The following is a 6,426-nucleotide window of genomic DNA, read 5'->3' as shown; positions in this document are numbered from 1 at the left end:
AAATAAAAACCGAATAGAAAATCCGCGAGGATTTTCGTAAGTAGGCTAGAACTAGCAATAAATTATATACGGTGTTGGCAATTGGCTTTCTTTTTTATTTTCCTAATATTCTATTCCAAATCGACTTTTTGGAAAGTAGATTTTCCCTTTTCAAATCCAGCATTTCCTTTCCGTTCGATTTTATTAATAAGTCCAACAACTTATTATATCCGTTTTCTATTTTAAATTCCATCTCATTTTTATAAAGAGGTAGAACGTTGTAAATATTTATTTTTCGACCATTTTTCTTTATTTCTGTAAAATCTTTTCCGAATGTCACAGAAGGAAGAATTAATGCACCTACATAGTCCGTATCTGTGCTATAAGGCGTCAAATCCTCTTCTGCTTGTATTGTATGTCCAATTCCTATCCAAGTATCATAAAAGTGAGGAAACTTTGCAGTCTTTTTAAGAATAGTAATTATCCAATCATTTTTGTTTTCTCCTGTGTAAATTTGGTCAAATTCAATGTCTTTTGGGATTAACATCATTAATTCTGCAAATTCTAATTCCTTTGGATTTTCGGCTTGTTCAGACACATTCATTTTTAGAGTGCTCATTCCAGAAGTCAAAAGAATATTGAAAGGTGCATTTTTTGGTTTTATAAAATAAACATCAAGATGTATGTCAAAAGTTGGAATTTCGTGAAATACTGTTGTTAAATTCTCGTCAAAAAAATCATCTATATGTTCAGCAATCCATTCAGTGTGTTCGTAGTAATGTTTTCTGTCCGAGAACGGATTTTTGTATTCAGCCATAAGTTCTTTTTCAGCTTGTTGCCAACGTTGTTGTATAAGGTTTGTTGCTTGGTTTAAGCACTAAATTACCCCCCAAAAAACGAAAAGTACAAAAAGGTTTTTTAAATAAAACCCCAAAAAGCCAATAAAAACAAGGGTTTTGAGCGTTTTAGGTGTTTTTACATAGCTTAACAAAAAGTACAATATACTATAATTTAATGCCATTTAACTATAATACTACTACCAGTTAAATACCACCTTTTAATAATTTACTACTACTATTTTGTAATAATGCTATAATACTACTGTATTTAAGGCTTTAGCGCATATTTAGTACCCTTTAAATAACTGTTTAAACCCATTTTTGGGCCAAGAATGAGTACCTTTTTGTTGATGCTAATAAAATGGTAAAGAAAGGGTTTGCAGTCACTATAGGTGTCACAAAAGGTGTCACAAAAAAAAGTAAAAAACTGGTTGAGTTTGTGTAAAAAAGAAGCTAAAAAATGCTTAAATACTCAAAAAAAGTATTGAGTTGATAGGGGTATGATGTATGATTAAGATTGAGTTTATTTCTTAAGGTGTTGTAATATAGTTACTTAGAGTTAATTTGATGTTTTAGGTTATATAATTCTGCCTCTAAATCATTCATTCGGTCATATAAATCTGTAGGATCTGGCAGATTATATAATAACGCTAATTTTACTTCCCAAACTTCTTTTATATTAGTTACTTCTACTGGGTAACTTGGGTATTCTCTTCTATTATCTGATTTACAAAAGATGGTGCCATATTTTTTTATTCTATTTAAGCAGCGTTTAATTACAACACCCTCATTATCAGTTACAACTATGTAAATTCTGTTGTCAACAATATCATTCTGCCAATTTTCTACAAATTGACCTGTAACTATCGATTTGTTGTGTAGAGTTGGAACCATTGAAAAACCTGATACCTGGAACATTCTAAAAATACCATTATTTACATTTGGAAGCCTGTAGCTTGGTAATTTTTGTATGAACTTAGGACTGTTATATCCGTTTAAATAACCGGCTTGAGCCTTTTCAGGTACAAACACAATATTATCTTCTTGTTGGCTATCAACTGTAACTATTTGAGGTGTTTGGTAACTTATAGGTGGCTCACTAATTAAGTTATCTTTTTTTATCATATCTCCCCTATTAGCTAAAAGCCATTCGGCACTGACTTCTGGGTATGTTGCGAAAAATTTCGCAATATTATCTTCTGATAAACCTGTTTTTTTATCTAATGTGCTCCTTGTAATACCAGTTTCGCGGTAAAAAGTCGCTTTTTTAATCCCTTTGAAATCAATGAATTGAAGTATTTTTTTCTTGAAAAGCGAATTATCTTGCATAATATTTTGTTTTTAAGCGAATTATTTCGTTAAATTTGTCCTGTACAAAAAGACAAAATAAACAATGTGTAAACCTACGAAAAAAAGAATCAATTACAATGAGGATATTCTAAGTGCTTTAAATATTAAGTACGGATACTCTATTGACTATATCAGAAAGTCTATACGTGGAGATCGTAAAGGTGTAATGCCTGACCAACTTACCAAGGAGTATAAAAAATTAGTTGCAGAGGATAAGCTCCTTAAAGAAGAGGCAAAAAAGCAACTTCAAGAAAAAGCAAATAACTTAAACTAATAAATTATGTTTGAATACCACCAAAATACGTTATGTGTAAGGGCTAATTGGCTTGATGAAATTGGAGTAATATCTTCATCTTACATTCAAAACTTAAAAAGTCAAGGCAAAGTTAAAAAGGCTAAAGCTGGTGGTGGCCTTGGAGGTTATGCTTGGTACGTATACGAAAGTTTACCACAACGTTTCAGAAATATTATCGAACACGATTTGCAAATAGATCCTTATGAGCAAAGTAAAACAATTGACTTCTCTAAATATTTAAAGTACGATGAAAATGCGGCTGCTTTCTTTGCAAATTACGAGTTGGAAGATGGGCGTTTTTTAAGTGAGGTTAATGAGGGAGCAGTTGAAGAGTATACTGCTAATGCAATTGTTTTTAATGCTATTAGAACAGTCCATACAAAAGTAACTACTGCAAACCCAAAAATTAACAAAGGCGAATTATGGACCAGGTTTGCGAAATCAATTCAGAATTTATCCAATGATATTAAACAACGTTATCCTTTTGATGTACCAACCAATCCAAGAGCTTTAAGAGCAAAATACGAAGCCTGTATTTTACAAAAAGCAAATAAGCGTTATTCAAGAATTGGACTTGAAGGTTTAATTCACGATAACTATTGTAATAACAACTCTACTAAGATTTCTGATGAAATTGGTGACTGGTTAATGGCTTACAAGTGTTTACCTATCAATTATTCCTATTACGAACTTTGGGATTTGTATAATGAAACAAGAGCCGAAAAAGGCTGGAGTTATTTATCTGAAGGCGCAATCCATAACTTTTTAACCAAGCCAGAAAATGTACGTATTTGGACTTTAGCATCTGAGGGTAAAGACGAATACAACAAACAATATGCGCATACTTTAAGTAAAGACAAAAACAGATTATTCCCCAATGCACATTGGGCAATTGATGGTACAAAATTCGATGCAGTGCATTATTGGGACACTAACTCAAAAATGGCAGCAGTTTGCAAAATCAATGTGGTTATGGATGTCTATTCAGAAAAGATAATCGGCTATTCCTTCTCACAAACAGAAAATCATGTTGATCATTTTATAGCTCTAAGAATGGCAGTTGATGAAGCTGGGGCAAAGCCTTACTTATTTACCTATGACGCTCAATCTGCCCACAGATCTAAAAAAATGCAAGAGCTGTACTCTAAAGTAATTGCAAAAGGTGGGCAACATTATCATCATAAAGTAGGTCGTAAAGGTAATCCTATAGAGCAACGTTTTAACAGGCTTCAGCAACAAGTTATTATGAAAAGATGGTTTTCTGATGGACAAGGGATTAAAACCAAGCAAAGCAGATCTAAGGCTAATATGGATTTTATCCACGAAAATAAAGGTGCATTACCAACTTTTGAGGAATTGCAAAAACATTGGGAGCTAATGGTTCTGGAATGGAACAACAGCAAACGAACTAGAAAAGACACCAAAACTAGAAACGAATTTTTCAATACGGCTTCTAAATACACTCAAAAATTAGACACGTTAGATAGAGTTTCACTCTTCTGGATTAACGAGCGTAAACGTAAGCATTTAGCACACGGAATGCCGTTAACAGTTGCTGGTGTAGATTACTTATATGAAGTATATACAGAAAATGCTGAAGGTAAAAAAGTGGTTGATATCGATTTTAGAAGAAAGTACGTACAGCAAAGTTTAATTGTGAGTTATGACCCTGATTATCTAGATGATTTTGTGGCACTCTATAGGCTTAACGAAAAGAATGAAAAGGTATTTGTGGCGTATGCTGAAAAGAAACGTACCAGTGTAGAAGTTGCCATTTTACAGCAACCAGGAGAATATGACAGGGTGTTGGAAGATATCGCAATAAGAGCCAAAGAAGAGGCCAGAGACTGGAACGCATATATGGAAATAGTAGAACGTACTGGAATTAGTAGAGAGGCCTTAATTGATGAACAAAACAGCTGGGTTGCCAATAATGCAGAATTCAATGCAAAAAGAGCCGCATTTGCAACCAAAGAAGAAAATTTAGAAAGTGATAGCAACTCGCTATTTGATAGAATGTTAAATAAATAATTACAAAACGATGGAACAAAAAGAGAAAATAAAAATAGTTGACTTGTTAAAAGTATACATCAGCAACAAAGGTTCACAAAATAAGGCAGCGGCTTCTTTAAAAGGAGTTTCGTCAGCAGTAATATCTCACTTGGTAAATGGCAATTGGGAACCTTATGCAGATGATATGTTCAGAAAAATAGGAAACCAAATTGGCTATAACTCTCAAAACTGGCAATTTGTTAATACAGAAAATGCTAAAACTTTATTTAATGACTTAGATAGCGCAAAGCAGTCTCAATCTGTTTTAACTTTTTTAGCTCCTGCAGGTTCTGGTAAATCAGAAATTACAAAACAGTATGCTAAAGAAAATCCAGACGTAATTAGAATTGAATGCGCTGGTCATTGGGATGATAGATATTTCTTACAAAAATTATTGAAGCAAATGGGTGTTAAAAACCCGCATAACAAAGTTCCTTTTATGGTTGAGGAAGTTATAGACTGCCTAACAGCATACGACACACCCCCACTTTTAATATTGGATGAAGTTGATAAGTTAAAAGATCCTTTGTTGTGGTTTTTAATCACCTTTTATAACGAATTAAAATGGAAATGTGGTATCGCCTTATTTTCAACTTACTATTTCAAAAAAAGAATTGAAGATGGTGTTAGGGTTCGAAAAAAAGGTTATGAAGAGCTACAAAGTAGATACGGAACCTACGTAGAATTTGAACAAACAAGTGCCCTAGATGTAAAGAAATTGTGCGAGGGGCAAGGAATTATTGACAGTACTGCTATTTCTAAAATTCAGAAAAGTTGTAAAGGAGATTTAAGAATAGCATCTGAAGCTATTAGAATTTTAAAAACTTGTAGATAATGTATAGATATCACCCAGAAATAGAAGGCTTAAAAGTAAATGAAGATGGTACCTCAGTGCTTTATTTAGGAGAAACCTTAGAAGTTAGAAAAGCCAACAGAAGCTCTAGAAACAACGATTTAAAATACGTCTACTTTAAAGGCAATATGTACAGCATAGCAAAGTTAGTTTGCGAATGTTGGAATGGAATGGCAGAAAATCCAAGATGGTGTGCCACCAGAAAAGTAAAAGCAAAAGGTTTTCATTATACCAACTTATTTTTTGCGCCTTGTGGTACCAATCCAGAAAAGAAAAATGCCAAACGATCTTCAAGAAGTAAAATAGCTAAAGTGGATATCCCAAAAATAGAAAAAAGATTAAAAGCGGGCGAAACTTTAAAGACAATTGCCAAAGATTATAACACATCTGATATGTCTATTTCAAGAATTAAAAAACGAATGCAAAAGAATGAGTAAAAGAGCCTTTAATGTAAAAGATTTATTAAGTAAAAAGTTCGATTTAATGCCTTTTACTGGTTCTTGGGAAGAAAGCTTTGGTAAACCCTGTAAACAATTTAGTATGATAGTTTATGGCGAATCTGGAAGCGGAAAAACAGAGATGGCAATTCAGCTGAGTAAGTACTTAACCAATTTTGGTAAAGTAGCTTATAACAGCATTGAGCAAGGATTTAGCCACACTTTACAAATGGCTATGGAACGTAATAATATGGAACAAGTAGCAGATAAGTTTTTGATTTTAGATAAGGAACAACTGCCAGAGCTTACGAAAAGGTTGAGAAAGCAAAGGTCGCCAGACTTTGTAGTTATTGATTCTATTCAATATTTCAGAATGAATAAGGCTGAGTATTTCAATTTCAAAAATGAGTTCTACCCTAAAAAAGGAATCATCTATATCAGCCATATAGACAAAGGAACCCTAAAAGGAGCATTAGCAAAAGACATCTGGTATGATGTAGATATACAAGTGCCAGTTGAAGGTTTTAAAGGTTTCCCCAAGAAACGATTAAATGGTGGTGGAGAGCCTTATGTAATTAACGCTGAAAGAGCAGCAATTTATCACGGAGACTTAAAATAAAT

General features: G+C 33.1%; 7 protein-coding genes. 5 read left to right on the top strand and 2 right to left on the bottom strand.

The genetic code is table 11. The features are described from left to right. Window positions 1–94: 94 nt before the first annotated feature. A complete protein-coding gene (locus tag ACWYN7_RS15845) occupies window positions 95–796 on the bottom strand; it encodes a suppressor of fused domain protein (RefSeq protein ID WP_462860952.1) in 702 nt (233 codons plus the stop codon). A 571-nt stretch (window positions 797–1,367) separates the two neighbouring features. Beyond that, window positions 1,368–2,147 (bottom strand): S24 family peptidase, encoded by a 780-nt coding sequence (locus tag ACWYN7_RS15840; protein WP_462860951.1) that lies wholly within the window; start codon window positions 2,145–2,147, stop codon window positions 1,368–1,370. Between the two features lie 64 nt (window positions 2,148–2,211). On the opposite strand from ACWYN7_RS15840, the gene ACWYN7_RS15835 reads away from it, so the two are divergent. From ACWYN7_RS15835 to ACWYN7_RS15815, 5 genes are read left to right on the top strand one after another with little or no spacing between them, the layout of a single operon-like run. Further along, the gene (locus ACWYN7_RS15835) at window positions 2,212–2,442 is read left to right on the top strand and encodes a hypothetical protein (RefSeq protein WP_462860950.1); all 231 of its coding nucleotides are present in this window, start codon (window positions 2,212–2,214) and stop codon (window positions 2,440–2,442) included. A 6-nt stretch (window positions 2,443–2,448) separates the two neighbouring features. Further along, entirely contained in the window at window positions 2,449–4,494 is a 2,046-nt protein-coding gene (locus ACWYN7_RS15830; protein WP_462860949.1) for a hypothetical protein, read from the top strand. Between the two features lie 10 nt (window positions 4,495–4,504). Beyond that, the gene (locus ACWYN7_RS15825) at window positions 4,505–5,350 is read left to right on the top strand and encodes an AAA family ATPase (protein WP_462860948.1); all 846 of its coding nucleotides are present in this window, start codon (window positions 4,505–4,507) and stop codon (window positions 5,348–5,350) included. Beyond that, a complete protein-coding gene (locus tag ACWYN7_RS15820; protein ID WP_462860947.1) occupies window positions 5,350–5,805 on the top strand; it encodes a hypothetical protein in 456 nt (151 codons plus the stop codon). The genes ACWYN7_RS15825 and ACWYN7_RS15820 overlap by 1 nt, the downstream gene beginning before the upstream one ends. Continuing rightward, a complete protein-coding gene (locus ACWYN7_RS15815; RefSeq protein ID WP_462860946.1) occupies window positions 5,798–6,424 on the top strand; it encodes an ATP-binding protein in 627 nt (208 codons plus the stop codon). Before ACWYN7_RS15820 ends, ACWYN7_RS15815 begins: the two co-directional genes overlap by 8 nt. The last annotated feature ends 2 nt before the right edge of the window (window positions 6,425–6,426 follow it).

It is taken from the genome of Polaribacter sp. M10, from assembly GCF_054968445.1.
The sequence above is the reverse complement of the archived record's forward strand: the minus strand, read 5'-3'. Positions and strand labels throughout refer to the sequence as shown.

What these genes read in the sequence shown, in the direction of transcription:
- ACWYN7_RS15845 (WP_462860952.1), bottom strand. Translation starts at nt 796, where the DNA reads ATGGCTGAATACAAAAATCCGTTCTCGGACAGAAAACATTACTACGAA.
- ACWYN7_RS15840 (WP_462860951.1), bottom strand. Translation starts at nt 2,147, where the DNA reads ATGCAAGATAATTCGCTTTTCAAGAAAAAAATACTTCAATTCATTGAT.
- ACWYN7_RS15835 (WP_462860950.1), top strand. Translation starts at nt 2,212, where the DNA reads ATGTGTAAACCTACGAAAAAAAGAATCAATTACAATGAGGATATTCTA.
- ACWYN7_RS15830 (WP_462860949.1), top strand. Translation starts at nt 2,449, where the DNA reads ATGTTTGAATACCACCAAAATACGTTATGTGTAAGGGCTAATTGGCTT.
- ACWYN7_RS15825 (WP_462860948.1), top strand. Translation starts at nt 4,505, where the DNA reads ATGGAACAAAAAGAGAAAATAAAAATAGTTGACTTGTTAAAAGTATAC.
- ACWYN7_RS15820 (WP_462860947.1), top strand. Translation starts at nt 5,350, where the DNA reads ATGTATAGATATCACCCAGAAATAGAAGGCTTAAAAGTAAATGAAGAT.
- ACWYN7_RS15815 (WP_462860946.1), top strand. Translation starts at nt 5,798, where the DNA reads ATGAGTAAAAGAGCCTTTAATGTAAAAGATTTATTAAGTAAAAAGTTC.